Raw genomic sequence first — 24,986 nt, 5'->3', positions numbered from 1 at the left:
GGCACTTACGCCTCCTTCTTGGTCGAAGCAACAGAGCTGGCGGTGGCGGGCGCAGTACCAGCGACACCACCCGCCACATCAAAGCGAGCGACATCCGCGGCGCTCGCGCGACCGGTCACGATGTCAAACGCCAACTCCTCGGCCTGCGCATGCGTCTTGCCCACGGCCTCGGCGGCGGCGACAATCGCCAGCACGCGCTCGTACTCGGTTGGAATGACCTTCACAAAGTGCTTGCTCATCGTCTCAAAGCTGTAGAGCAGCTTAATGCCGCGCGGGCTCTGCGTCGCGTCCACGTGCTCTTGGATGAGCGCACGAATCTGCGCCAGCTCGCCGGCCGTCGGGGCCTTGAGCTCAACGCTCTCGTGGTTCACGCGGGCATCGAGCGTGCCGTACTGATCGAAGACATAAGCCACGCCGCCCGTCATGCCGGCAGCGAAGTTCTGTCCGACCTCGCCCAAGATAAGCGCCAGACCGCCCGTCATGTACTCGCAGCCATGGTTGCCGCAGCCCTCAACCACCACGGTGGCACCGGAGTTGCGTACGCCAAAGCGCTGGCCTGCCAGGCCGTTAATGAAGCCGCGGCCGCTCGTGGCGCCAAAGAACGCAACGTTGCCCACGATGATGTTCTCATCGAACTTGTAGGTCGCATGCGGGTTGGGGCGCACCGACACCTCGCCGCCCGAAAGGCCCTTGCCAAAGTAGTCGTTGGCGTCGCCGCACACGTTGAGCGTAATGCCGCGCGGCAGGAAGGCGCCAAAGCTCTGACCGGCCGAACCATCGCAATCGATGGTGATGGAGCCGGCGGGCAGGCCCTCGGGATGCGCCTTGGTCACCGCGTTGCCCAAGATGGTGCCCACGCAGCGGTTGACGTTGGCGATATCGGCGCGGAAGCGAATCGGACGCAGGTGCGCACGGGCATCGGCCGTATAGGGCACAAACAACGTGGAGTCGAGCGTCTTTTCGAGCTCGCTGTCCGCAGCCATCTGGGGCAGGAAGTGACGGCCGTCGGCACCCGGGATGTGGGCACCAAACTCACAGGTCGCGCTCGCCAGCACGGGCGACAGATCCAGCAGGTTAGCCTTGCGGTTGCCCGGGACCTCAATCTGGCGCAAGCACTCGGGATGGCCGACCATCTCGTCGACGGTGCGGAAGCCCAGGCTCGCCATGACCTCGCGCAGTTGCTCGGCAACAAAGAGCATAAAGTGCTCAACGTGCTCGGGCTTGCCGCGGAAGCCGCGACGCAGGCGGCAGTTTTGCGTAGCGATGCCGGCCGGGCAGGTGTCCTGCTGGCAGTCGCGCTGCATGAGGCAGCCCATCGAGATGAGCGGCATGGTCGCAAAGCCAAACTCCTCGGCGCCCAACAGGCAGGCGACGGCAACATCGGTGCCGTCCATGAGCTTGCCGTCGGCCTCGAGCACCACGCGCGAGCGCAGGCCGTTTTGCAGCAGCGTCTGCTGGGCCTCGGCAAGGCCAAGCTCCAGCGGCAGGCCCGCATGCCAGATGGAATCGCGCGCCGCGGCACCCGAGCCGCCGTTATGGCCGCTGATCAAGATCTTGTCGGCAGCGCCCTTGGCCACACCGGTGGCGATGGTGCCGACACCGGCCTCGCTGACCAGCTTGACCGACACGCGTGCGCCGGGGTTGGCGTTCTTAAGGTCAAAGATCAGCTCTGCCAGGTCCTCGATAGAGTAAATATCGTGGTGCGGCGGGGGCGAGATCAGGCCGATGCCGGGCGTGGACTGACGGACCTCGGCGATCCAGGGGTAGACCTTCTTGCCGGGCAGGTGGCCGCCCTCGCCGGGCTTGGCGCCCTGGGCCATCTTGATCTGAATCTCGAAGGCGCTGCACAGGTAGCGGCTCGTCACGCCAAAGCGCGCGCTTGCCACCTGCTTGATGGCGGAGTTCTTGGAGTCACCGTTAGCCAGCGGGGTCTCGCGGCGCGGATCCTCGCCGCCCTCGCCGGAGTTGGAACGGCCGTGCAGGCGGTTCATGGCGATGGCCATGCACTCGTGTGCCTCTTTGCTGATGGAACCGTACGACATGGCGCCGGTGTTAAAGCGGCGGACGATGTTGAGCGCGGGCTCCACCTCGTCGAGCGAAACCGGCGTGCGACCGTTGGCATTAAAGTCCAGCAGGTCACGCAGACGCACGGCACGGCCGGTGCGGTGCAGGCGGGCGCTGTACTCCTTAAAGGTGTCGTAGTTGTCCTCACGGCAGGCGGTCTGCAGCAGGTAGACGGTCTGGGGGTCGATCAGGTGATCCTCGCCACCGAGCGGGCGCCACTTGGTCAGGCCCAGCGTAGGCAGTTGATCGGGAGCCGGACTCTTAAGGATGGCGAGTGCGGCATCATAGCGCTCATTTTGCTCGCGCTCAACGTCCTCGACACCCATACCGCCCACACGGCTCACCGTGCCGGCGAAGTACGCGTTGACGAACTCCGGCGTAAAGCCAACGGCCTCGAAGATCTGCGCGGAGTGGTAGCTCTGAACCGTAGAGATGCCCATTTTGGACATGATGGAGACGATACCGGCGGTCGCAGCCTTGTTGTAGTTGGCGATGCCCTGCTCGGCCGTCACGTCCAGGTCGCCGCGTGCCGCCAGATTGCGGATGCACGCATGCGCGTTGTACGGGTAGATGCCGCTTGCGGAGTAGCCCACCAGCGCCGCAAAGTCGTGCGGAGACACGGCATCGCCGCACTCCACCACGATATCGGCAAAGGTGCGCACGCCGGCACGGATCAGGTGGTTGTGCACGCAGCCCACGGCGAGCAGCGACGGCACGGGCACCTCGCCCGCCCCGGCGCGATCGCTCAGCACCACGATGTTCACACCGTCGCGGACCGTAGCCTCAACGTCCTCGGCAAGCTGCTTGAGCGCAGCCTGCAGCGCGCCCTCGCCGGCATCGCGGCGGTAGACGGCACGGAAGCGACGAGTCTTAAAGCCCACGCGGTCGATGGCGCAGATACGCTCGAACTCCTCCTCGTTGAGCAACGGGCGCTCCAGGCGCACCAGCTGGCAGGCCGTACGGGAGTCCTCGAGCAAGTTGCCGTGGTTGCCCAGGTAGAGCGTTGTCGAAGTGACCATATGCTCGCGCAGGGCGTCGATCGGCGGGTTCGTGACCTGGGCGAACAGCTGATAGAAGTAGTCAAAGAACGAGCGCGTCTTCTTGGACAGGCAGGCCAGCGGCGCATCGATACCCATCGAGGCGAGCGGCGCCTTGCCCTGCTGGGCCATGGGACGCACGACTTCGTCAACATCATCCCAGTGATACCCGAGCTTGGCCATGCGCACGGCGGCGGGCACCTCGGTATCCTCGGCGGGCGTTGCCGCGGCAGGCCTATCGAGCGCGTCGACGGTCAGCGTCTCCTCGGCAATCCAGTCGCGGTAAGGCTTTTCCTTGGCATAGCGGGCGCGCAGCTCGTCGTTGTAGATGACGCGGCCGCGGGCAAAGTCGACCTCGAGCATCTGGCCCGGCCCCAGGCAGCCGCTCGTCAGGATGTTCTCGGGGCTTACCTCGATGGTGCCCACCTCGCTTGCCAGCATAAAGCGACCGTCGCGCGTCACATAGTAGCGGGCGGGACGCAGGCCGTTACGGTCGAGGGCGGCACCCAGCGTGCGACCGTCGGTAAAGGCGATGGCCGCCGGGCCATCCCACGGCTCCATGAGCATGGACTGGTAGGCGTCGTAGGCGCGGCGCTCCTCACTCAGACTGTCGTTGTGGTCCCACGGCTCGGGCAGCAACATGGACGCGGCACGCGTGAGCGGGCGACCGTTCATGACCAGGAACTCAAGCACATTGTCCAGAATCGCGGAATCGGAGCCTTCGCGGTTGATGATGGGCATCACGCGCTCAAGATCGTGCTGCAGCACGGGGCTGTACAGGTTGGGTTCGCGGGCGCGGATCCAGTTGACGTTGCCCTTGAGGGTGTTGATCTCGCCGTTGTGGATGATAAAACGGTTGGGGTGCGCGCGTTCCCAGCTGGGCGTGGTGTTGGTGGAGTAGCGCGAGTGGACGAGCGCCACGGCCGTCTTGACGGCGGCGTCGTTGAGATCGATGAAGAAGCGGCGCATCTGCGTGGCGACCAGCATGCCCTTGTACACGATGGTGCGCGAGCTCATGGAGCACACGTAGAAGATCTTGTCGCGCAGGGCGAACTCGGCGTCGGCCTTCTTTTCGATGGTGCGGCGGCACACATACAGACGGCGCTCGAAGGCGTCGCCCGCCGGCGTGTCGTCGGGGCGGCCCAGAAAGGCCTGCAGGATGGTAGGCATGCAGGCGCGGGCCGTCTCACCCAGGTCGTGCGGGTCGACGGGCACCTCGCGCCAAAAGAGCAGCGGCACGCCGGCCTCGGCGCAGCCCTCCTCAAACGCGCGACGGGCATCCTCCACGCCCTTGTCGTCCTGCGGGAAGAACAGCATGGCCACGCCATAGTCGCCCTCTGCCGGCAGAATCTGGCCGCACTTTTGAGCCTCTTTACGGAAAAAGTGATGCGGAACCTGGAACAGGATGCCGGCGCCGTCGCCGGTGTTCTTCTCGAGTCCGGTGCCGCCGCGGTACTCCAAGTTGACCAGAATGGACAGCGCGTCGTCCAGAATCTGGTGATGGCGCTCGCCGTTGATATCGGCAAGCGCGCCGATGCCACACGCATCGTGGTCGAATTCGGGGCGATAAAGGCCCTGCTGCTGAGCGGAATCTGCCTGCATCGCGATCCTCCCCTAGGTGTTAGACAGTCAGTTGACTAGGCATACTAGGTGCATCGCCGGCCCGTTGTGTTTCCCGCCCGTTTCGAAACAATCGCGTAACGCACGCCCTACGAGTGGACACCGCCGACCTCAAGGACGACAACAAGGGCCCCAGGTTCGGCCCGTCAGCCCACCGCTTCAAACATCTCAATCTGTAACACGAAGGGCCGATTTTGGCGGTCAGCTGTTACAGATCGAGATTTCCCATAGGACCATTTCTTCCTGTCTTGATCTGTAACACCTAGACCCAATTTCCATCCCTAGTTGTTACAGATCAAGACATTTCGGCAACTCCCTTTCACCATCCTATTCAAATACAACAATTTTGTTAGTCTTGGTTAACTTTTTAGCCTAAAACGGGTATCCTTTGCGGCGTCAAGCAAACGGTACGCGCGTCGTGCCACATTAAGGAGGCCTCTATGGCAAACCAGACAGACCGGCAAACGATGAAACTCGTCCTTATCCGCCACGGAGAGTCGGAGTGGAACAAACTCAACCTGTTCACCGGCTGGACCGATGTCGAGCTCACCGACACGGGCCGCGAAGAGGCAGCGGCAGGCGGCCGCGCCCTCAAAGAAGCGGGCTTCGACTTTGACGTCTGCTACACTTCGCGCCTCAAGCGCGCGATCCACACCCTCAACATCGTGCTCGGCCAGATGGATCGCGAGTGGCTGCCCGTCATCAAATCCTGGAAGCTCAACGAGCGCCACTACGGAGCGTTGCAGGGTCTCAACAAGGCCGATGCCGCAGCGGAGCACGGCGACGAGCAGGTGCTCATCTGGCGCCGCTCCTTCGATGTCTGCCCGCCGGCGCTCGAGCCGGGCGACAGTCGCGATCCCCACACCCAGGAACAATACCGTGATGTCGCACCCGATCAGCTGCCCTATACCGAGTGCCTCAAGGACACGATAGCCCGCGCCTGGCCTTATTTCGAAGACAAGATTCGCCCCCAGATGCTCGCCGGCAAGCGCGTACTCATCGCCGCACACGGCAACTCCCTGCGCTCACTCGTCATGAAGCTCGAGCACCTCACGCCCGAGGAGATCCTCAAGGTCAACATCCCCACCGGCGTGCCGCTCGTTTACACCTTCGACACCGATTTCAACGTCCTCGACAAGCGCTACATCGGCGATCCGGCGACCATCGCCGCCAAGATCGACGCCGTGGCCAATCAGGGCAAAGCGCACAAGTAGCCTCAACCCAAACCCAGGGCGCAGCGCCGCGCAACCCAAGTGCAGTGCCGCGCCACCCCAACGTAGGAACCAGCCATGCTCAACCATCTCAAACAACAATTTGGCTCGCACCGCACCGGAGGCCACGGAGGCCTAGACATTGCGCGGCATATCGGCCCCGGGCTGCTCGTGACCGTCGGCTTTATCGATCCGGGCAACTGGGCCTCAAATATGGCCGCGGGCTCGCAATTTGGCTACGCGCTGCTGTGGGTGGTCACGCTGTCCACGATTATGCTCATCGTGTTGCAGCACAACGCTGCACACCTGGGTATCGCAACGGGCGCCTGTCTTGCCGAAGCCACGACACGTTACCTTCCCCGCTTCGTTGGGCGCACGGTGCTTGCCAGCGCCTATCTCGCGACCATCGCCACCGCCATGGCCGAAGTCCTGGGCGGTGCGATCGCGCTCCAGATGCTCTTTGGGCTGCCCGTGCGCGCGGGCTGCGTCATCGTGGCGGCAGTATCGATGGCGATGCTCATGACGAACTCCTACAAGCGTGCCGAGCGCTGGATCATCGCCTTCGTCGGCGTGGTAGGACTCTCGTTTTTGGCCGAGCTTGCGCTAGTCAAAGTCGACTGGCCGCAAGTCGCCGCAAGCTGGATCACGCCCAGTATGCCCACTGGCTCTGCCGCGATTATCGTGAGTGTCCTGGGTGCGGTCGTTATGCCCCACAACCTTTTTCTGCACTCCGAGGTCATCCAATCCATGCACTTCGAAGGCCAAGGCGAGCAAGTTATCGAGGAACGTCTGCGCTACGAGCTCTTCGACACGCTCTTTTCGATGGGCGTGGGCTGGGCAATCAACTCGGCCATGGTCATCCTGGCCGCAACGACCTTCTTTGCGCACAGCATTGTCGTAGACGACCTCGCCGTCGCAGCGGCCACGCTCTCCCCCATCTTGGGCCCGGCGAGCTCGACCATCTTTGCGGTAGCGCTGCTGTTCGCGGGACTATCGAGCAGCGTGACAGCGGGCATGGCGGCGGGAACCATCACCGCGGGCATGTTCGACGAGGAATACGACATCCACGACCGACATTCCTCGATCGGGGTAGCGGCCTGTTTCGCCGGCGCAGTGGCGGCGTGTCTGGTCATCCCAAATCCTTTTGAAGGTCTCATCTGGAGTCAGGCACTGCTGTCGCTTCAGCTGCCGATCACGGTCTTCGTACTTATACGACTCACCAGTTCGCGCCGCGTCATGGGCAAATACGCCAACTCGCGCCCGCTCAACGCGTTGCTCGTAGGGATCGGTGCCATCGTGACGGCGCTCGACATCGTGCTGCTAACGGGGATGTAATGGAACGGCGTGACTGTCCAGATATAACGTCTCGATCTGTAACATCTAGGCCCGCTTTTGATGTCTAGATGTTACAGATCGAGATCATTCCGAGGGAAAGCTCCGTTTGTCTCAATCTGTAACAAGTGGACCCAATTTCCGCGCCCAGATGTTACAGATCGAGATATTTCTTCAGCCCCAACCTTTTGTCTCAATCTGTAACAGATAGACCCGTTTTGAGCCGCCACATGTTACAGATTGAGACAAACAGTCGGCCGGACTCACAACAGACAGGAGCGGCTAACAGCAGCCGTGATCCCTTGGGGACGGAGGAAAAGGGCCCCGGCCGAGAATTCGACCGGGGCCCTTGGACAGAGCTATATTCGGCTTTCGCCGTGTGCCTGCGAGCTACTCCTCGACGAGCTCAAACTGATCGGGACCGACGCCGCACACCGGGCACACGTAGTCCTCGGGCAGCTCGGGCGTGTCGACCTCAACCTCGTAACCGCAAACGACGCACACAAACTTATACGTCTTCTTCTCCTCAGCCATGATGTTCTCCTCTCGAACGCGACTGGTGATGTACTTCGTTTATTAGTATAGGTTCTCAATAACATAATGCAAGTATTTTTAAAACATTTCTAGCCTTGATACGAGGACGCCTTCGGAGGCGTCTTGCCCTTCAGAACCTTATGGTAGTAATCGTAGGTGAGCGGCGTCTCGTCGCTCAGGCGCTCGGCATCCTCGACCTCGCCGATAAACAATAGATGCGTGCCCACATCCACAGTATCGATCAAACGGCAGCTAAACAGCGCTGCCGCGTGCTCGGGCACATAGGGCATGCCCAGAGTCGTCTCGCGGGTCTCGTATTTGGCAAACTTGTCATAATCGCTGCTGGTGCGGAACCCAAAGTTACCGATGTAGAGCATGTCGGCCGTCTGGTCGATCACGGTCAGCGCAAAGGCCTTGGCCGCGGTAATGACGTCCGAGGTGACGTTGTCCTTGTTCACGGCAACCGAAATTCGCGGCGGCATGGACGTCACCTGCACCGCAGTGTTGATGACGCAGCCGGCGCGCAGTCCGTCTGCCGCGGCGCTCACCACGTACAGACCGCTCGGCATGGTAAAGAACGCAGTTTTGTCCATAACGATCACTCCCCTAACCCGGGTTGGAACCTCATGAATGTATGTACCCACAAAAAAAGGCGGCACCCATAACGGACGCCGCCTTTGAGACATATGTGTCAGAACAGTAAGAAAGATGAGACGCCCGCAGTTGCGGTGAAATAGGGACTGAATAGCCCCTCAAACAGGCAAAACAGTCCGTATTCCACCGCAACTTATGAAGGGTGGTCAGCGATTGCGCTCTTTGAGGGCGCGGTCGATCTCGCGTTGGACATCACGCTTGGCCATGTCCTCGCGCTTGTCGTAGAGCTTCTTGCCGCGACCCAGACCCAGCAGCAGCTTTACGCGGCCGTCGGTATTAAAGTAGAGCTCCAACGGAACCAGCGCATAACCACGGTTGCGAAGTTTGCCGTCAAGAAAGTCGATCTCCTTGCGGTGCAGCAGCAGACGACGCCGACGGTCGGGATCGCGATTCCACACGCCACCATGGCTATAAGGGTGGATATGCAGTCCGACGAGCCAGCACTCGCCGCCACGAATCAGCGCAAAAGTGTCAGTGATCTGACAGGCGCGCTCGCGAATCGACTTGACCTCGGTGCCACTCAGTTCAATACCGCATTCGAACGTCTCATCGATAAAGTATTCGTGATGCGCCGAGCGATTCTTGGAAATGAGCTTGCGCTCGCGCTTACTGGGCATCGCCGGCCTCCTTGGCGCCATCGGCGTTTGAGCCCGCAGCCTCGCGCTTTGCCTTGCGCTCGGCATTGAGCTCGGCATCGCTCTCGCGCACCAGTTTAATAATCGCCGCGCAGGCCTCCTCGCCCACCAAGTCGCGAGCACGCACCGTCAGGCGCGTCGCCTCCTGCTTGTCGCCGTCGCTTGCAGCATCGGTCGCGCACATAATCAGGCAGATGGCAATCTCAGCCGAAGGCGAGGTCGGAACGCCTTGCAGGGCCAGTTCACCCATCACGTGCTCGTCGCTCTCATCAGCGGCATCCGGATAGGTGGTATGGATCTTGTTGAGCAGGCGCGTCGTATGCGCATCGTTGGGCGCCAGGCGCAGCGCCAGACGCGCGCAGCCCACGGCAGCCGAAACGTTCTCGGTCTCGGGCTCCAAGAAATACTGACCTAGATTGGCGTAAGCGCGGGCGGCGCACTTGCCATCGCTTGCACGCTCCAGCACCGAGAACGAGAGCGATGCCCATTCCTGCTTGTCCTCGAGTGCGCGGAACAGCTCGGCCAAATCCAAGCGATAGTTGCAGTTCATGGGGTCCCAACGCACAGCCTGCATCAGGGCATTACGAGCGCTCACATAATCCTGCTGGCGAATGTAGGCAAACGCCATATCAGAGTACAGGCGGTCAAACGGCACCTCGACCTGCACGAGCTCGCGCGGATCCTTCTCCACGCGGCGATAGGCCAAGCGCTCAAACTTGCTATCGAAGCTAAAGTATTGACGCTTCTCCTCCGTCTTGCACTCAGCATCAATATACTCCTCGGCGAGCTCCACCAGACGCTCCAGCAGCGGCGTCGCCGTAGCCAGGTCGCCCTGCGCCAGATAGTTCTCGGCATACGTGATGTCTTGCAAGCTGATGGGCAGATCCATGGCTACTCCTCGATCTGAGCGAAACACGGCAGGCGCCGTATATACGGTCAATACACAAAACCCGGGTCTCTTACGAGGCCCGGGCGTTCAATTTTGGTAGCCCGTACCAGATTCGAACTGGTGATCTCCGCCTTGAGAGGGCGGCGTCCTAAACCGCTAGACGAACGGGCCATATGTAGCAAATGCAATGGCTGGGATGGAGGGAGTCGAACCCCCATTGACGGAACCAGAATCCGCTGTCCTGCCATTAGACGACATCCCAATGACTGCATCGCTGCGCTCGGCTGTGCCTTTGCGCAAGAAAGAAATATACGGGAAGTCCCGCCGTGACGCAAGCCCTAATTTTGACTTTTTTGAAATTCAGTCAAATACGGCCAACACGTGAAGGACCTGTGAAGCACCAGCAACACCTACGGCGTCAAAGCCCGTAAAACATCCCACATCTACCGCTGGTAGATTACAACAATGCAGCGCTCACGGCTGATGGCACAATCGAACCGTCATCATTGCACGGATATCGAGGTGCCATGGACGAAGAGCTTGATTACCTATGGGAGACCCTGGGCCTCGAGATCACTGCCGACCTCTGGCCCGAACGGGACAAAATCCATCCCACACTGCGCCCCGCCATCACGGTGGTGCAGGCAAAATACCGCCGTGCATCCTTTTTGATCATGCGGATGTCATGGCACGCGGGACTCCCCGACCTTAAGCGAATCCAGGCAAGCCTCGTCGAGCTGTCCGGCATGCCGACCGTCATATCCGAGGCGCACCTGGAGCAGCGCCAGCGCGAGCGACTGCAACAGCAGCGGATTCCCTTTATCTGCCCCGGCGTTCAGGCATATCTGCCCTTTATGGACGAGGAGTACTGGAGCGGCAAGCCCAACAAGCACGTAAAGATCTACGATCCGCACGAATGGGCACAGCTTGAGGATTAGCGCATATGCCCGCCAACCGGAAAGCTCATCCCGAAATTTACGTCCAGAACGGGACGCGCTTTCCCCTAGAGGCCCCAAACGGAAACCGTATCCCAGATTTCGCGCCCAAACTGGGATACGGTTTCCGCTAGCCCCTTCAACCGGAAACTGCGTCCCGGAATCCGAGCTTAAAACGGGACGCACTTTCCGCAGCCACTACAGCAGCACCTCGGTCCAGGCCGCTTCCTTAAACCCGGGAATCACAAAGTCGTCGCCCACCAGCAGCGGACGCTTGACCAGCATGCCGTCGGTCGCCAGCAGCTCGTAGCACTCCCGATCCGTCATGCCCGCATCCAAACGCGCCTTCAGGCCCAGCTTTCGATATTTCATGCCCGACGAATTAAAGAAGCGCCGCACCGGCAGCCCCGAATGAGCAATCCAGGTCGCAAGCTCATCAGCCGCGGGATTGTCCAAAACGATATCGCGGTCGATATACTCTACCCCATGTTCGTCCAGCCATGCCTTGGCCTTCTTACAGGTCGAGCACTTGGGGTATTCAACAAACAGTACTGCCATGATGGTCTCCCTCCGTCGAGATGTCCTGCCGCGCCCGCATCACCCTACCGACGAAGCGCGTTCATGCCGATATTGTAGCCAGATGTCGAGCACAGGGCACACACCGCCTCAGACTGCTAGCCCCGTTTCGCGTGTGCACCGATGGGACGGGCAGACCGACGCGCCAGCGCGGCCACGAGCAATACCAACAGCATGGCGGTGACATAGCCCGCAGCATCGAATCCTAAATCGATAACGTCGAAATGCCTGCCGGGAACAAAGATCTTATGTACCTGATCGCCAACGGAGCAGGCGGCGCAAAAGAGCAATACGGGCACGCAACGGGAGCATACGCTCCACGGACGCCTGGAAAAGCAAACCACGACCACGGAGGCGAATAATCCGACGAAGAAAAACTCTACGGTATGGGCAACGCGACGGACGTTCGTGCCCACCCACATGCGAATGGAAGCAAGTCGGCCAGACCGGACATTCGAGGCAGCCGAATCGGTGCCCCCGGTCATTCCGTTCTCCGTCTGGGCTTCACCCGTGGCATCGGCAGCCTGAACGCCCGTAGCCTGACCCTCCACCACACGCGCGGTGGACTCGCTCAGCAACGACGTCTCCACCGCATTTTGCTCCGTCAGCACCCAGATGCCCACCAGCGTTGCAGCGAACAGAACGATCGCGGTCCATCCGATTATTTGTTTTACGCGCGCCAAGGGCCAACCTCCTTTTTTTGAATATCAGCGAGTGTAGCCCCAAATGACATCGTCACCGTATCAAAATTTGAATTGCAACAGGAAGCGACAAAGCGACGCAAACCCCTACCCCGCCTCGCGCATCCAGCGATCGAACGTCCCCACGCACACGCCCAGGCACTTTGCTGCCTGGCTGCGGGTAATATCGCCCGCCTCATAGCTATCGCGCACCAGCTCAAACTGAGGAGGGCACGGCTTGCGAGGTCGACCGAAACGGACCCCTCGCGCCCGCGCCGCTGCAATTCCCTCCGCCTGGCGGCGATGGATATTCTCGCGCTCCACCTGCGCCACGTAGCTCAGCAGTTGCAGCACAATATCGGCAATCAGGGTGTTGGTCACATCCGGCGCGCCGCTGGCCCTGACGCGCGTGTCAAGCAATGGCATGTCCAACACCACAATGGCAACCCCGAGCTCCTTGGTAATGCGTCGCCATTCCTCAAGAATCTCGGAGTAATTACGACCAAGTCGGTCGATAGAAAGCACCACCAGTACGTCCCCGTCTCCCAGGACGTGCAGCAGCTCGCGATAACGCGGTCGATCGAAGTCCTTGCCGCTCGCATGGTCGGCATAAATATTCGCCGAGCCCACGCCATAGGCGCCCAGCGCATCCAGCTGCCGATTAAGGTTCTGATCGCGCGAACTCACCCGCGCATAACCGTACACCGTCGCCATCTCATCCCCGCTTTCTTGTAAACCTGCCAAAAAGGGACAGGTTTATTTTGGTAGGTTTTACCTCTCAAATAGCAGGTAAGCGGGCGGCCGAGCAGACGGCAAGGTAGCCACGATTCAAATGCGGAGGGCGGTCCCAAAAGGCCGCCCTCCGCTCCCCCACCATCAGTCGGGATTTGGCTAATGGATAAGCTTGAAGTCCAAGTGCCCACGCGTGGTATTGACGCGCGAGACCTCGATGATCACGCGCTGCCCCAGCTCGTAACGGGTGCCCGTGTCGGCACCCGTGAGCGTTAGCGCGTCCTCGTCGAACTCGAACCACTCGTTGCCCAGGCTCTTGATCGAAACCAAGCCTTCGACCTGCGTCAGGTCCAAGCGCACAAAGAGGCCCATGCTGCTAACCCACGAGACGGTTCCGGCATAGCGCTCGCCTAGACGGTCCTCATAGTACTGGGCAATCTTGATCTTTTGCGTCGCATGGCTGGCGGCATCTGCCGCGCGCTCGGCATCGCTGCATGCGCGGCAGATCTGCGGCAGAATGCGCGGCAGCGACTCGCGTCCCTTGCCGATCAGCCGCGACGTACGGACCAAGGCGTCCTTGCCGCCGAGCTGCTCATAGGCCAACTGCAGCTTGAGTACGCGGTGCACCACCAGATCGGGGTAGCGACGGATGGGACTCGTAAAGTGGCAGTAGCACGGCGCGGCGAGCGCAAAGTGGCCCTCGTTGCGCGGCTTGTACAGCGCGCGCTGCATGCTGCGCAGAAGCAGCGTGTTGACGAGCGGTGCGTTTGCCGTACCGGCGGCAGCATCAACTGCAGCCTGCAGCTCATCGGGACTCCCCAGGGCAATACCGGCAGCACGGCGATCGTCGATGATGCCTAGCTGCGCCAGCGCAACGGCGGCACCGTGCAGGCTATCGGGGCTCGGATCCTCATGCACGCGATAGCAGGCCTCGATATCACGGTCCGCCAGCCACTCTGCAACGCACTCGTTGGCGAGCAGCATGGCTTCCTCGATAAGCGACGTGGCACACGAACGCTCACGCGCCACAATCTGCACGGGCACTCCGTCCTCATCCAATAGAGCGCGAATCTCGGCCGTGTCAAAATCGACTGAGCCGCGGGCGCGACGAATACGACGGCGAAGTTCGGCGAGTTCGTTGGCGGCGACAAGGAAATCGCCGAGGTCGATGTTGTAGCCGCGGGCAGTCTCCTCGCACGCAAGACCGCGCTCAAGCGCTTCCTCGCGCGAGGCCTCGGCAGCCGCAACATCCTCGGCTGCACCCTCCAGCACCGAATACTCAACCGCGCCGGCACGCACCAGCAGCGCCTCGGCGCCGTCATAGTCCATACGCACACGCGAGCGAATCACGCTGGGATACGGATCGTAATGCCGCACGCGACCCTGCGCATCGAGCTCGATATCGACGGTAAACGCAAGACGGTCCTCGTCAGGGCGAAGCGAGCACAGGTCACAGGACAGGCGTTCGGGCAGCATGGGAAGCACGCGATCGGCCAGATACACCGATGTCGTACGATGGCGAGCCTCAAGATCGATATGCCCGTCCCAAGCCACATAGTGTGAAACGTCGGCGATATGCACACCCAGCTTGTAGCCACCCTCGGGCGTGCGCTCCAACGAAATGGCATCGTCAAAGTCGCGCGCGTCGACCGGGTCGATCGTGATGACAAAGCGGTCGCGCAGATCACGTCGGAGCGGATCTTTGAGCGCCGCGGTCACATCGAGCGAAAGGCCCTCGGCCTCGGCCAGCGCTGCCTCGGGATAACTATCGGTATAGCCATAACGCGCCATTACGTATTGAACGCCCAGGTCGGGCGCGTCATCGCCGCCAATGCGGCGCTCAATCGTCACGGTGCCCGATTCCAGGCGCGTCGGATAGGTCAGAATGCGTGCGACAACGGCGTCACCCGGGTGGACACCCAGGCGCTCAGCCGAGGTATCCTCGGGCAGAATGAAGAAGTCTGCCTTCAGGCGCGAATCGAGCGGCTCGATAACACCGAGCGGACCGGCGGTCTGGTACGTGCCCACCACGCTTATGGCTGCGCGCTCAACTACGCCCTCGATCACGGCGCGACGCTCGCCATGCGGGCTGTTCTTAATGCTCACGGCAACGGTATCGCCGTCCATGATCTCACGCTTGCCGCGACCCATGACCTTGTAGTCGCCATTCTCGGTTATGACATAGGCACTGTGCTCATGGAGCTGCACGCGCCCGGTCAGGCTCGGACGGCGTTCGCTGCGCACCGGCCCGCGCTTATTGCGAGCTCCACGCTTATGCTTGTTATTGCGCCCCATGGCGCCTCCTTGCTATCGATTGCGAACTCCAAAGAGTCTACCCAAATGATTCGCTTTCCTGCCGTCCCCTAGGAATCAAAAAACGGGCCGCCCCATAAGAGACGACCCGTTGGAAGGGATGAATTCCAGGCATGCCTACACGCGCAGGTAGCGACGCATGGCGATGGCAGAACCAAAGAGGCCGATAATCACGCCGACCAGAATCAGCGCAGCATAGGTCACCAGGTAGTACTGCATCGGCAGGGCAAACGACATCCAGCCGATGCTCTCCTGCAGACGCGGAATCATCAGGTTGCGCAGCAGCTCCAGAACGCCGATGGAAAGCAGCGAGCCCAAAATGGCCTGCAGCACGCCCTCGGTGATAAACGGGCCGCGAATGAAGCCGTTGCTGGCGCCGACCAGACGCATAATCGCAATCTCACGACGACGCGCCGTGATGGACAGGCGAATCGTGTTGTTGATGAAGATGAATGCGATAAAGGTCAGAAGGCCAACGAGCACCACGGCGGCGATGCGGATGTAGTTGGTCACCTGGAACAGGCGGCTCACTTCCTCCTGGCCGTACAGCACGCTCGCGTTGACGTCGCCGTCATCCGCGATCTTCTGGAAATCGGCATCCTTCTTGAGCTTCTCTGCCGTGCTCTCGACCTTGGACGGATCGTCCATCTCAATAGCAAAGGAAGCCGGCAGCGGGTTCTGGCCATCGAGCGCGCTCATGGTGGCGTCGGCGTTGCCCGACATCTTGCTCGTATACTCGGCCAGCGCGTCATCCTTGTCCTTATAGGTCACGGACTTGACGTTATTCCACGTCTTAAGTTCGGCCTCAAAAGCCTGAACATCGGCCTGATCGGCATCATCACTAATGAACGCGTTGATGACAACCTGATCCTCGACGGTGCCGATCACGGAGTTCAGCATCGCGGAGCCCATGATAAACAGGCCGATGATAAACAGCGAAAGGAAGATCGTGATGACGGCGCCGAGCGAGGTAGTCCAGTTACGGAAGAAGTGGCTGATTGCCTCTTTGAAGGAGTAGCCCACGTTAGTTGGTGCCATAGTTGCCGTAACCTCCCCTCTCCTGGTCGCGGATAACGTGGCCGCCCTCGAGGGCGATCACGCGACGGTGCATGCTATCGACCATCTCGCGGTCGTGCGTGGCGACGATCACGGTAGTGCCGGTGCGGTTAATACGCTCGAGCAGCTTCATGATGCCCAGCGAGATCGCCGGGTCGAGGTTACCCGTGGGCTCGTCGCAGATCAGCAGCGGCGGACGGTTGACCATAGCGCGGGCGACGGCAACGCGCTGCTGCTCGCCACCGGAAAGCTGGTCGGGCAGCGAGTCCATCTGATCGGCCAGACCGACCAGACGCAGCACCTCGGGCACCTGGCTGCGAATGACGCCCTTGGGCTTGCCGATGCACTGCAGGGCAAACGCCACGTTTTCGTAGGCGGTCTTTTGCGGCAGAAGCTTAAAGTCCTGGAACACAGCGCCAATCTGGCGGCGCAGGAACGGAACCTTGCGGTTCTTGATCTTCATGAGGTCCTGACCGGCAACCAGGATGCGGCCGCTCGTCGGCTTGACGTCGCGGTTGAGCGTCGACAGCAGCGTGGTCTTACCCGAGCCGGAGTGACCGACCAGGAAGACGAACTCGCCCGGATAGATCTCGATGTTGATGTCGTCGAGTGCAGGCTTGTTGGGCTGTGCCGGATAGATCTTGGTGACATGCTCCATAAGGATGACGGGCTCGACACCGGCCTGCTTGGCCATCTTCTTGCGGCTGGCCTGCGGATCGATGGGCGCAAACACCGACGTAAAATCGGGGTTGTTGAGCGCGTTATCGAGGCTTGCGACCTCGGCTGCCTGATCGCTCTCGACCACCGGGGCAGCAGGCTGCGTGGGGTCGGGAATAGCGGCAAAGAGACCAGACTGCGCAGGCTGAGGAGCCGGCGTCGCAGGGGCCATGGGGTCGGGAATGCCGGCCATGGTAGGCTGCGGCGCGGCGGCGCCAGCCTGAGGCTGCTCCACGCGAGCGGTCACGGCCTGAACGGGCTCAAAACCCGCCGCGCCGGAAAGTGCGACATCGCTGGTTGGATTGTAGGCAAAGGGATCGGATGCCGGCTGTGCCTGATCTGCCGGCTGAGCGGGGGCCTGAGCAACAGGCTGGCCCTCTGAATCCGGAGTGGCGAAACGACTGCCCTGGACGTCTGCCTGCGTCTTGGGGGCATCATCGCCCGCACCGGAGGTACGGAAGTGGTTACCCACTGGTGCTCCTTATCGTCGTGCGTTTAAACTACATGAGCGCTTTATATTTTAGCAGTATTAGCTTTGCTGCACATAAGAAGCATGGCGTGCTTAGGGATCCCGTCGGCCGGGCACAGGGTTACTCTCCAAATCGTCCTCGGACATGTCGGAGCCCCCGCTGCGCGCTTCGCGCGGCAGGGGCTCCTCCGTCCTGCGGAAAGATTTGGAGAGTAACCCTGTGCCCGGCCTGCGATAACTAAGGGGTCGCCGCGTTTATCTTGGGGTGCTGCATATACAACGCTGGAAGGGTCTGAATTGCGCTTTGTCGATATATGCCCTTTTCCCTGATGGGACCGTGCTTGAGGGGCGTCTTCATGAGTTGCGGTGAAATAGGGACTGTTGAGCCTTTAAGCTGGCAAAACAGTCCTTATTTCACCGCGACTGAAACAGGGGCGCTCTCCAAGAGAGCGCCCCTGCCGGGCTTCCATAGTACTGGCGAAACAGTTTTATAGTTCTGGCAAAGCAGTCCTTGAGATCCGCCTTGCCTTATGCCAAGAACTCCTTGGTGGTCGCCACGATGTTGGCGGCGTCCAGGCCGTACTTGTGCAGGAGCTCGGCACCCGGGCCGGACTCACCGAAGGTGTCGTTGACGCCGATCTTCTTGAGCGGCGTCGGGCACTGCTCGCACAGGACGTCGGCAACGGCGCTGCCCAGGCCACCGATCACAGAGTGCTCCTCGACGGTCACGACGTGGCCGGTCTTGGTGGCGCTCTTGACGATCAGGTCGGCATCGATGGGCTTGATGGTGTGCATGTTGATGACCTCGGAGTCGATGCCATCGGCGGCGAGCTGCTCGGCGGCCTCGAGAGCCTCGCCGACCATCAGGCCGCAGGCGATGATGGTCACATCGGAGCCCTCGCGCATGACAATGCCCTTACCCAACTCGAACTTGTAGGTCTCGGGGTCGTTGATAACCGGCGAGGCCAAACGGGCGAAGCGCATGTACACCGGACCGTCGCACTCGTAGGCGGCGCGCGTCACGGCACGGGCCTCGATGTCGTCGGCGGGAACGATCACGGTCATGCCGGGGATGACACGCATCAGGGCGATATCCTCGCAGCACTGGTGCGTGGCGCCATCCTCGCCCACCGAGATACCGGCGTGCGTGGCACCGATCTTAACGTTAAGGTGCGGGTAGCCGATGGAGTTACGGACCTGCTCAAAGGCGCGACCGGCAGCGAACATGGCAAAGGTGCTCGCGAAGGCAACGCGGCCGGTGGTCGCGATACCGGCGGCGACGCCCATCAGGTTGCTCTCGGCAATGCCCACATCGAAGAAACGATCGGGGCAGGCGGCCTTAAACTTACCGGTCTGCGTAGCGGCGGCCAGGTCGGCGTCGAGGACCACAAAGTCATCGTGCTCGTTGGCGAGCTCGACGAGGGCCTCGCCGTAGCTTACACGCGTGGCGATTTTCTTGACGTCTGCCATCCTAGAGCTCCTCTCCGGCGGCCGTGAGCTCTGCCATGGCCTGCTCAAACTGCTCATCGTTGGGGGCCTTGCCGTGCCAACCCACCTGGTTTTCCATAAAGGAAACGCCCTTGCCCTTCATGGTCTCGGCGATAATGGCGGTCGGCTGGCCCTTGGTAGCGCGAGCCTCGGCAAAGGCGGCGCGGATCTGGTCGAAGTCGTTGCCGTCGGCGAGCTCCACCACGTGGAACTTGAACGCGCGGAACTTGTCGGCGAGCGGCATGGGGTCGTTGACCTCCTCGACGGGGCCGTCGATCTGCAGGCCGTTATGGTCGACGATCACGCAGAGGTTGTCGAGCTGCTGGTTGCCGGCAAACATGGCGGCCTCCCAGACCTGGCCCTCCTCGCTCTCGCCGTCGCCCAGCAGGGCGTAGGTGCGATAGTCGTCGCCCCAGTGCTTGGCGGCAACGGCCATGCCCACGGCGGCGGAAATGCCCTGGCCGAGCGAGCCGGTGGACATGTCGACGCCCGGGGTGTCGTTCATGTTGGGATGACCCTGCAGGTGGCTGCCGATATGGCGCAGTGTCTCGAGATCCTCCTTGGGGAAGAACCCACGCTCGGCGAGCACGGCGTACAGGCCCGGAGCGCAATGGCCCTTGGAGAGCACAAAACGGTCGCGATCGGCCTTGCGGGGATCTGCCGGGTCGACGTTCATTTCCTCAAAGTACAGATAGGTCATGATGTCGGCAGCGCCGAGCGAACCGCCCGGATGGCCGGACTTGGCAGCGTGCACGCCGGTGACGATGCCCTTCCTTACCTCGTTGGCAACCTTTTTGAGCTCTTCGTCGCTCATTGTGCCTTCCTTTCATCCTCATTAGACAAAATGCGCACGGCACCGAAGGTAATCCCAACACAGCCGCAATGCACGTACGTCATTCATTATGCTGGAAACTGATGGCTTTACCAGAGTTTTTATCATTATTTGAACAATTTAGCAGGCAGAACCGCTGATGAAACGGTTTATCAATGTGAACGTCTTTTGGATGGAACGCGGTCGACCCTACGCGCTAATGTCCTTGAATCCCTCGCCGAAGGCTTCCGTAACGTCAGCGACCGTCACAATGGCGTGAGGATCGCGCTCGCGCACGATCGTCTTGAGGGTATTGAGCTCTCGACGGCTCACGATGACCATAATCACCGGCTTCTCGGCACCCGAATACATGCCAGTCGCCTTAAACTTGGTACAACCACGACCCAGGCCATACATGATATCGGCAGCGATATCAGGGAACTTGTCCGAGATGATGAGTACCATACGGCGTTTGTTGCCACCATCGACCACGGCATCGATCACGTAGCCGCTAATGACCATCGAAAGGCCTGCATATAGTGCGTTTTCGATTGAAAAGACCGGAGCCGACAGCGCGCATACGGCAACATCGATCGCCATGACGGTCGAGCCCACGGGCAGTGAGGTATTACGCGAGATGATTTGGCCAATCGTGTCCGAACCGCCGGTGTTGGCGCCGGCGCGCAGCACCATGCCGTAACCGATGCCCGTAATAATGCCGCCCCACATGGCAGGGAGCATCAGGTCCGCATCCGCCAGAGGTGCTACAAACGGGGCGAACAGATCGGTAAAGAAGCCCAGCAGCACAAAGCCCGTCGCGGTCTGCACCACGTAGAACATGCCGCCCTCGCGCATAACGACCAGCAGCAGCAAGGCGTTCATCACGATCGTCTGAATACCAACGGGAAGCGATAGGCCGCGCGATGCGCCGACCGCCTGGATAATGGTGGCAAGGCCCGTAACGCCACCGGCAGCAAGGCCGTTGGGAATCAAAAACAGGTCGGTCGCGATGGCGGCCAAGGCACACCCCAACATGATCTGGGGCAAATCGTGAAAGAAGTTCATCGAAAGAATGCGCTTGATGTCCAGACGATATGCCATGCTGCCTCCCTCAAAAAAGCGCACCCCATCGGATGCGCTTTGAACTTCTTCTTGTATTCGATTCTACCGATTCGCCGAACAAAAACCACCCCTGCGCAGGGTTTATTCTGGATACAAACCCGTCCAACCGTTGGGCTTGGCATCGGCTTGAAGCCGCCCGATGTTTTAGACCTCCGAGCCTTCTGCATCGGCGTTGCCGGTGGCCCAGCGATGGTAGCCAATAACAAACGGGTCCAGGTCGCCATCGTCAAGAACGGCCTCGACATTGCTGGTCTCCACGCCCGTGCGTAGGTCCTTGACCATCTGGTACGGGTAGAGCACGTAGCTGCGAATCTGGTTGCCAAAACCGATCGTGGTCTTGGGTCCACGAATCTCATCCAGGGCCTCGGCGCGCTTCTCGAGCTCAATCTCGTACAGGCGAGCCTTGAGGATCTGCATGCACGCGGCCTTGTTCTGGATCTGGCTGCGCTCGTTTTGGCAGGTGACCACAATGCCGCTGGGGAAATGCGTCACGCGCACGGCGGAGTCGGTGGTGTTGACGCCCTGACCGCCCGGGCCGCTCGCGTGGTACACGTCCACGCGGATGTCATCGGGACTGATCTCGATGTCGATATCATCGGGTAGCACGGGGATGACCTCGACGCCGGCAAACGTGGTCTGGCGGCGCTTCTTGTCGTCGGTGGGGCTAATGCGAACCAAGCGGTGGACGCCGGCCTCGGCGCGCAGCATGCCAAATGCGTCCTTGCCCTCGACGGTAAAGGTCGCGCGGTCGATGCCGATGACCTCGGCCGCGGGACAGTCGTTGATGGTGACCTTCCAGCCGCGACGCTGGCAGTACTTCATGTACATCTTAAAGAGCATGAAGGTCCAGTCCTGGGCCTCCAGACCACCCTGTCCAGGCTTGATAGTCACAATGGCATCGCCGTGATCGAACTCACCGGTAAACCAGCTCGAAAGCTCAAGCTCATCGATGGCACGGGCCAGGCGCTCAGCCGTGGCTGTAGCCTCCTCGCGAAGGGCGACGGCGTCGGGGTCATCCCCCATCTCCTCGACAAGCTCCAGCGCGGCGCGGGCATCGGAAAGCTCGCCGCGCGCGGTGTCCACGGCAGCGATATCTTCCTTGGTACGCGCGATCTCCTCCATGGTGGCACGGGCGGCGTCGGCGTCATCCCAAAAGCCAGGGGCAACGCTTTTGGCCTCGAGCTCGGTCACACGGGTACGCTTCTCGTCCAGGTGGAGATACGACTCGACCTCGCCGAGCCGGTCCGCGAACGCGTCCAGCTCGGCGGGCGTTATCTCTAAAGCCTCAGCCATTAACGATTCCTGCCGTGGCAGTACTTAAACTTCTTGCCGCTACCGCAGGGGCACGGGTCGTTGCGGCCCACGTTGACGTACGGATCGTCGCTCTCGGACTTGCGATAAGTGGTCACCTTGCCACCGTTGTTGACGGCAGCCGGACCACCCTGGACAGCCGTGCGGGCCTGCACCTGCGCCTGCTTGCGCAGCACCGAGTCGCCGTTATCACCATCGACCTCGGCAGGACCGGAGAAGCGCGCGCCCTCGAGCGCGGGCTCCTCCTTGTGCTCCACGGCACGCGGGGCAGCCTTGATCTCGATACGCAGAACCGTGCGCAGGTAATCCTCATACATGGTATCGACGAGCATCTGGAACGCGCCGTAGGCCTCGGTCTTGTACTCGACCAGCGGGTCGCGCTGGCCAAAGCCGCGCAGGCCGATGCCGGTCTTGAGGTAATCCATCTCCTGCAGGTAGTTCATCCAGCGGGTATCGATGACGCGCAGCATGACCTGGGTGTTGAGCTCGCGCATCAGGTCCTCGCCCAAGCGCTCGGCCTTCATGTTGTAGCACTTCTCTACGTAAGCCAGGACATCGGCAGCCAGGGCCTCATAATCCTCGTCGGGGAACTTCGGCGTATCGATGTGGCCGGTGAGCTCCACAACCCACTTGCGCAGGCCCTCCAGGTCGCGCTCGCCATCGTGACTGTCCTTGGTGCAGAACTCCTGCACGCAGCGGTACACGGTGTCGTGCATGACCTCGGTGATGTGGTCGGTCAGGTCCTTGCCGTCAAGAATCTTATTGCGCTCGGCGTAGATGACCTGGCGCTGCTTGTTCATGACGTCGTCGTACTCAAGGACACTCTTACGCATGGAGAAATTGATGCTCTCGACCTTGTGCTGGGCGCTCTCGACGGCCTTGGAGATGATCTTGTGCTGGATGGGCATGTCGTCGCCCATGTCGGCCGTGACCATCATCTTGGAGACGCGGTCCATCTTGTCGCCACCGAACAGGCGCATGAGGTCGTCCTCGAGCGACAGGTAGAACTGGGTCTCGCCCGGATCGCCCTGACGGCCGGAGCGGCCGCGCAGCTGGTTGTCGATACGGCGGGACTCGTGGCGCTCGGTGCCGATAACGGTCAGGCCACCGGCGGCAAGCACGCGCTCGCGCTCGGCCTTGCAAGTCTCCTTGGCCTCGGCGTTAAACTGCTCGAGCTGCTCGGGCGTCACGTCCTCCATGGTCAGGCCCTCGTACTCCAGGCGCTCGCGCACCAACTCGTCGGGGTTGCCGCCCAGCAGGATGTCGGTACCACGACCGGCCATGTTGGTGGCGATGGTCACGGCGCCGTAGCGTCCGGCCTGGGCCACGATGTGGGCCTCGCGTTCATGGTGCTTGGCGTTGAGGACCTCGTGTGCGATGCCGCGCTTGGTAAGGGCGGCGGACAGCTTCTCGGAGCTCTCGATGGAGACGGTGCCCACCAGGACCGGCTGGCCCTTGGCGTGACGACGCTCAACGTCGTCGGCAACGGCGTTGTACTTGGCCTGAATGGTGCGGTACACCAGGTCCTCGTGGTCCACGCGCTGCACGGGCTTGTTGGAGGGGATGACCTCGACGGGCAGCTTGTAGATCTCGCGGAACTCGGCATCCTCGGTAAGTGCCGTGCCGGTCATGCCGGAGAGCTTGTCGTACAGACGGAAGTAGTTCTGCAGGGTGATGGTGGCCAGGGTCTGGTTCTCCTCGCGTACGAGCACGCCCTCTTTGGCCTCGATGGCCTGGTGCAGGCCCTCGGAATAACGGCGGCCTTCCATAATGCGGCCGGTGAACTCGTCGACGATCTTGACCTCGCCGTTGGTGACCACGTACTGCTTATCGCGGTGGAACATGTACTGGGCCTTCAGCGCCTGCTGCAGGTGGTTGACCAGCTGGCCAGAGAGATCGGCGTAGATGTCCTCGATGCCCAGGCGGCGCTCGATCTTCTTAAGACCGCGCTCGGTAGCGGCAATGGTGTGCTTGGCCTCATCCATGACATAGTCGCCCGTGGGCTCCACGTCCTCGGTGGCGGTGAGCATGTCGTGCGACACGTCCTCGCCGCGCTCAAGGCCACGCACGGCACGCGCGAAGTCCTTGTAGGTGCTGGCGGACTTGGTGCCGGCGCCCGAGATGATGAGCGGGGTACGCGCCTCGTCGATTAGGATGGAGTCAACCTCGTCGACGATGGCGTAGTTGTGGCCGCGCTGCACACGCTGCTCGGGGCGGGTGACCATGTTATCGCGCAGGTAATCGAAACCGAACTCGGAGTTGGTGCCGTACGTGACGTCGGCCTGGTAGGCCGGGCGCTTGAGCTCGAGCGGCATGTTGTTCTGGAGCAGACCGACGGTCATGCCCAGGTACTTGTAGATGCGGCCCATCCACTCGGAGTCGCGCTTGGCAAGGTAATCATTGACAGTAACGACGTGCACGCCCTTGCCGGCAATAGCGTTAAGATAGCCGGCCAACGTGGAGACGAGGGTCTTACCTTCGCCGGTCTTCATCTCGGCGATGTGGCCCTCGTGCAGTGCCATGGCGCCAATGAGCTGCACGTCAAAGTGGCGCATACCCATGGTGCGCTTGGAAGCCTCACGCACGGTGGCAAAGGCCTCGGGGAGCATGTCGTCGAGCGACTCGCCGTTGGCGTAACGCTCGCGGAACTTATCGGTCTGGGCGCGGAGTTCCTCCTCGGTCATCTTCTCAAACTGGGGCTCAAGACCGTTGATCTGGTCGACGATCTTGTAGTAGCGCTTAAGGTCCTTATCGGATCCAAAGGACAGCAGCTTTGACATGAATCCCATGTGGTTTTCCT

19 protein-coding genes and 2 tRNA genes are annotated in these 24,986 nt (G+C 61.2%); 3 read left to right on the top strand and 18 right to left on the bottom strand.

Annotation, left to right across the window (positions count from 1 at the left end):
- Window positions 1-5 precede the first annotated feature (5 nt).
- Window positions 6-4,703 carry a glutamate synthase large subunit gene (gene gltB, locus GPK42_RS08305; protein WP_215694754.1) on the bottom strand — a complete coding sequence of 1,566 codons (4,698 nt, stop codon included), beginning with the start codon at window positions 4,701-4,703 and terminating at the stop codon, window positions 6-8.
- Between the two features lie 458 nt (window positions 4,704-5,161).
- On the opposite strand from gltB, the gene gpmA reads away from it, so the two are divergent.
- Together gpmA and GPK42_RS08295 are read left to right on the top strand one after the other, a co-directional pair.
- Entirely contained in the window at window positions 5,162-5,935 is a 774-nt protein-coding gene (gene gpmA / locus GPK42_RS08300; RefSeq protein WP_215694753.1) for a 2,3-diphosphoglycerate-dependent phosphoglycerate mutase, read from the top strand.
- 75 nt (window positions 5,936-6,010) lie between these two features.
- Window positions 6,011-7,267, top strand: coding sequence for an Nramp family divalent metal transporter (locus tag GPK42_RS08295; protein ID WP_215694752.1), 1,257 nt, complete (start codon window positions 6,011-6,013; stop codon window positions 7,265-7,267).
- Between the two features lie 387 nt (window positions 7,268-7,654).
- Here the strand turns inward: GPK42_RS08295 and GPK42_RS08290 are convergent, their stop codons facing one another.
- The 6 genes from GPK42_RS08290 to GPK42_RS08265 form a co-directional block, all read right to left on the bottom strand.
- Window positions 7,655-7,798 (bottom strand): rubredoxin-like domain-containing protein, encoded by a 144-nt coding sequence (locus GPK42_RS08290; protein WP_055251878.1) that lies wholly within the window; start codon window positions 7,796-7,798, stop codon window positions 7,655-7,657.
- A gap of 89 nt (window positions 7,799-7,887) precedes the next feature.
- Window positions 7,888-8,391: a flavin reductase family protein gene (locus tag GPK42_RS08285; protein WP_215694751.1), complete on the bottom strand. Its 504-nt coding sequence runs from the start codon at window positions 8,389-8,391 to the stop codon at window positions 7,888-7,890.
- Between the two features lie 207 nt (window positions 8,392-8,598).
- Window positions 8,599-9,069, bottom strand: coding sequence for an SsrA-binding protein SmpB (gene smpB, locus GPK42_RS08280; RefSeq protein ID WP_006235325.1), 471 nt, complete (start codon window positions 9,067-9,069; stop codon window positions 8,599-8,601).
- Window positions 9,059-9,976, bottom strand: coding sequence for a tetratricopeptide repeat protein (locus GPK42_RS08275; RefSeq protein WP_215694750.1), 918 nt, complete (start codon window positions 9,974-9,976; stop codon window positions 9,059-9,061). Before GPK42_RS08275 ends, smpB begins: the two co-directional genes overlap by 11 nt.
- A 94-nt stretch (window positions 9,977-10,070) precedes the next feature.
- Window positions 10,071-10,147 (bottom strand) — tRNA-Glu (locus tag GPK42_RS08270).
- Between the two features lie 17 nt (window positions 10,148-10,164).
- Window positions 10,165-10,238 (bottom strand) — tRNA-Gln (locus tag GPK42_RS08265).
- Between the two features lie 265 nt (window positions 10,239-10,503).
- Here GPK42_RS08265 and GPK42_RS08260 point away from each other — a divergent pair.
- Entirely contained in the window at window positions 10,504-10,914 is a 411-nt protein-coding gene (locus tag GPK42_RS08260; RefSeq protein ID WP_215694749.1) for a hypothetical protein, read from the top strand.
- Window positions 10,915-11,109: 195 nt separating this feature from the next.
- Here the strand turns inward: GPK42_RS08260 and GPK42_RS08255 are convergent, their stop codons facing one another.
- The 11 genes from GPK42_RS08255 to secA form a co-directional block, all read right to left on the bottom strand.
- A complete protein-coding gene (locus GPK42_RS08255; RefSeq protein ID WP_215694748.1) occupies window positions 11,110-11,469 on the bottom strand; it encodes an arsenate reductase family protein in 360 nt (119 codons plus the stop codon).
- A gap of 116 nt (window positions 11,470-11,585) precedes the next feature.
- Window positions 11,586-12,170 carry a VanZ family protein gene (locus GPK42_RS08250; protein ID WP_215694747.1) on the bottom strand — a complete coding sequence of 195 codons (585 nt, stop codon included), beginning with the start codon at window positions 12,168-12,170 and terminating at the stop codon, window positions 11,586-11,588.
- A 105-nt stretch (window positions 12,171-12,275) separates the two neighbouring features.
- Window positions 12,276-12,881: a recombinase family protein gene (locus tag GPK42_RS08245; RefSeq protein WP_035137411.1), complete on the bottom strand. Its 606-nt coding sequence runs from the start codon at window positions 12,879-12,881 to the stop codon at window positions 12,276-12,278.
- A 177-nt stretch (window positions 12,882-13,058) separates the two neighbouring features.
- A complete protein-coding gene (locus tag GPK42_RS08240) occupies window positions 13,059-15,194 on the bottom strand; it encodes a ribonuclease R family protein (protein ID WP_215694746.1) in 2,136 nt (711 codons plus the stop codon).
- A 135-nt stretch (window positions 15,195-15,329) separates the two neighbouring features.
- Window positions 15,330-16,250 carry a permease-like cell division protein FtsX gene (gene ftsX, locus GPK42_RS08235; RefSeq protein ID WP_006235311.1) on the bottom strand — a complete coding sequence of 307 codons (921 nt, stop codon included), beginning with the start codon at window positions 16,248-16,250 and terminating at the stop codon, window positions 15,330-15,332.
- Window positions 16,237-17,457, bottom strand: a complete 1,221-nt coding sequence (ftsE, locus tag GPK42_RS08230; RefSeq protein ID WP_215694745.1) for a cell division ATP-binding protein FtsE — start codon at window positions 17,455-17,457, stop codon at window positions 16,237-16,239. The genes ftsX and ftsE overlap by 14 nt, the downstream gene beginning before the upstream one ends.
- Window positions 17,458-17,982: 525 nt before the next feature.
- Complete coding sequence (locus GPK42_RS08225; RefSeq protein WP_215694744.1) at window positions 17,983-18,924, bottom strand: transketolase family protein; 942 nt, start codon at window positions 18,922-18,924, stop codon at window positions 17,983-17,985.
- A gap of 1 nt (window position 18,925) precedes the next feature.
- Window positions 18,926-19,756 carry a transketolase gene (locus GPK42_RS08220; protein WP_055285663.1) on the bottom strand — a complete coding sequence of 277 codons (831 nt, stop codon included), beginning with the start codon at window positions 19,754-19,756 and terminating at the stop codon, window positions 18,926-18,928.
- A gap of 207 nt (window positions 19,757-19,963) precedes the next feature.
- On the bottom strand, window positions 19,964-20,854 hold the full coding sequence (locus tag GPK42_RS08215) for a YitT family protein (RefSeq protein ID WP_035137417.1): 891 nt from the start codon (window positions 20,852-20,854) through the stop codon (window positions 19,964-19,966).
- 165 nt (window positions 20,855-21,019) lie between these two features.
- A complete protein-coding gene (prfB, locus tag GPK42_RS08210) occupies window positions 21,020-22,168 on the bottom strand; it encodes a peptide chain release factor 2 (protein WP_215694743.1) in 1,149 nt (382 codons plus the stop codon).
- Window positions 22,168-24,975: a preprotein translocase subunit SecA gene (gene secA, locus GPK42_RS08205; protein ID WP_215694742.1), complete on the bottom strand. Its 2,808-nt coding sequence runs from the start codon at window positions 24,973-24,975 to the stop codon at window positions 22,168-22,170. The genes prfB and secA overlap by 1 nt, the downstream gene beginning before the upstream one ends.
- Window positions 24,976-24,986: the final 11 nt, after the last annotated feature.

Origin of the sequence: Collinsella aerofaciens (genome assembly GCF_018785265.1) — a bacterium.
Classification (GTDB): domain Bacteria; phylum Actinomycetota; class Coriobacteriia; order Coriobacteriales; family Coriobacteriaceae; genus Collinsella; species Collinsella aerofaciens_AI.
This window is presented reverse-complemented; position numbering and strand designations above follow the sequence as displayed.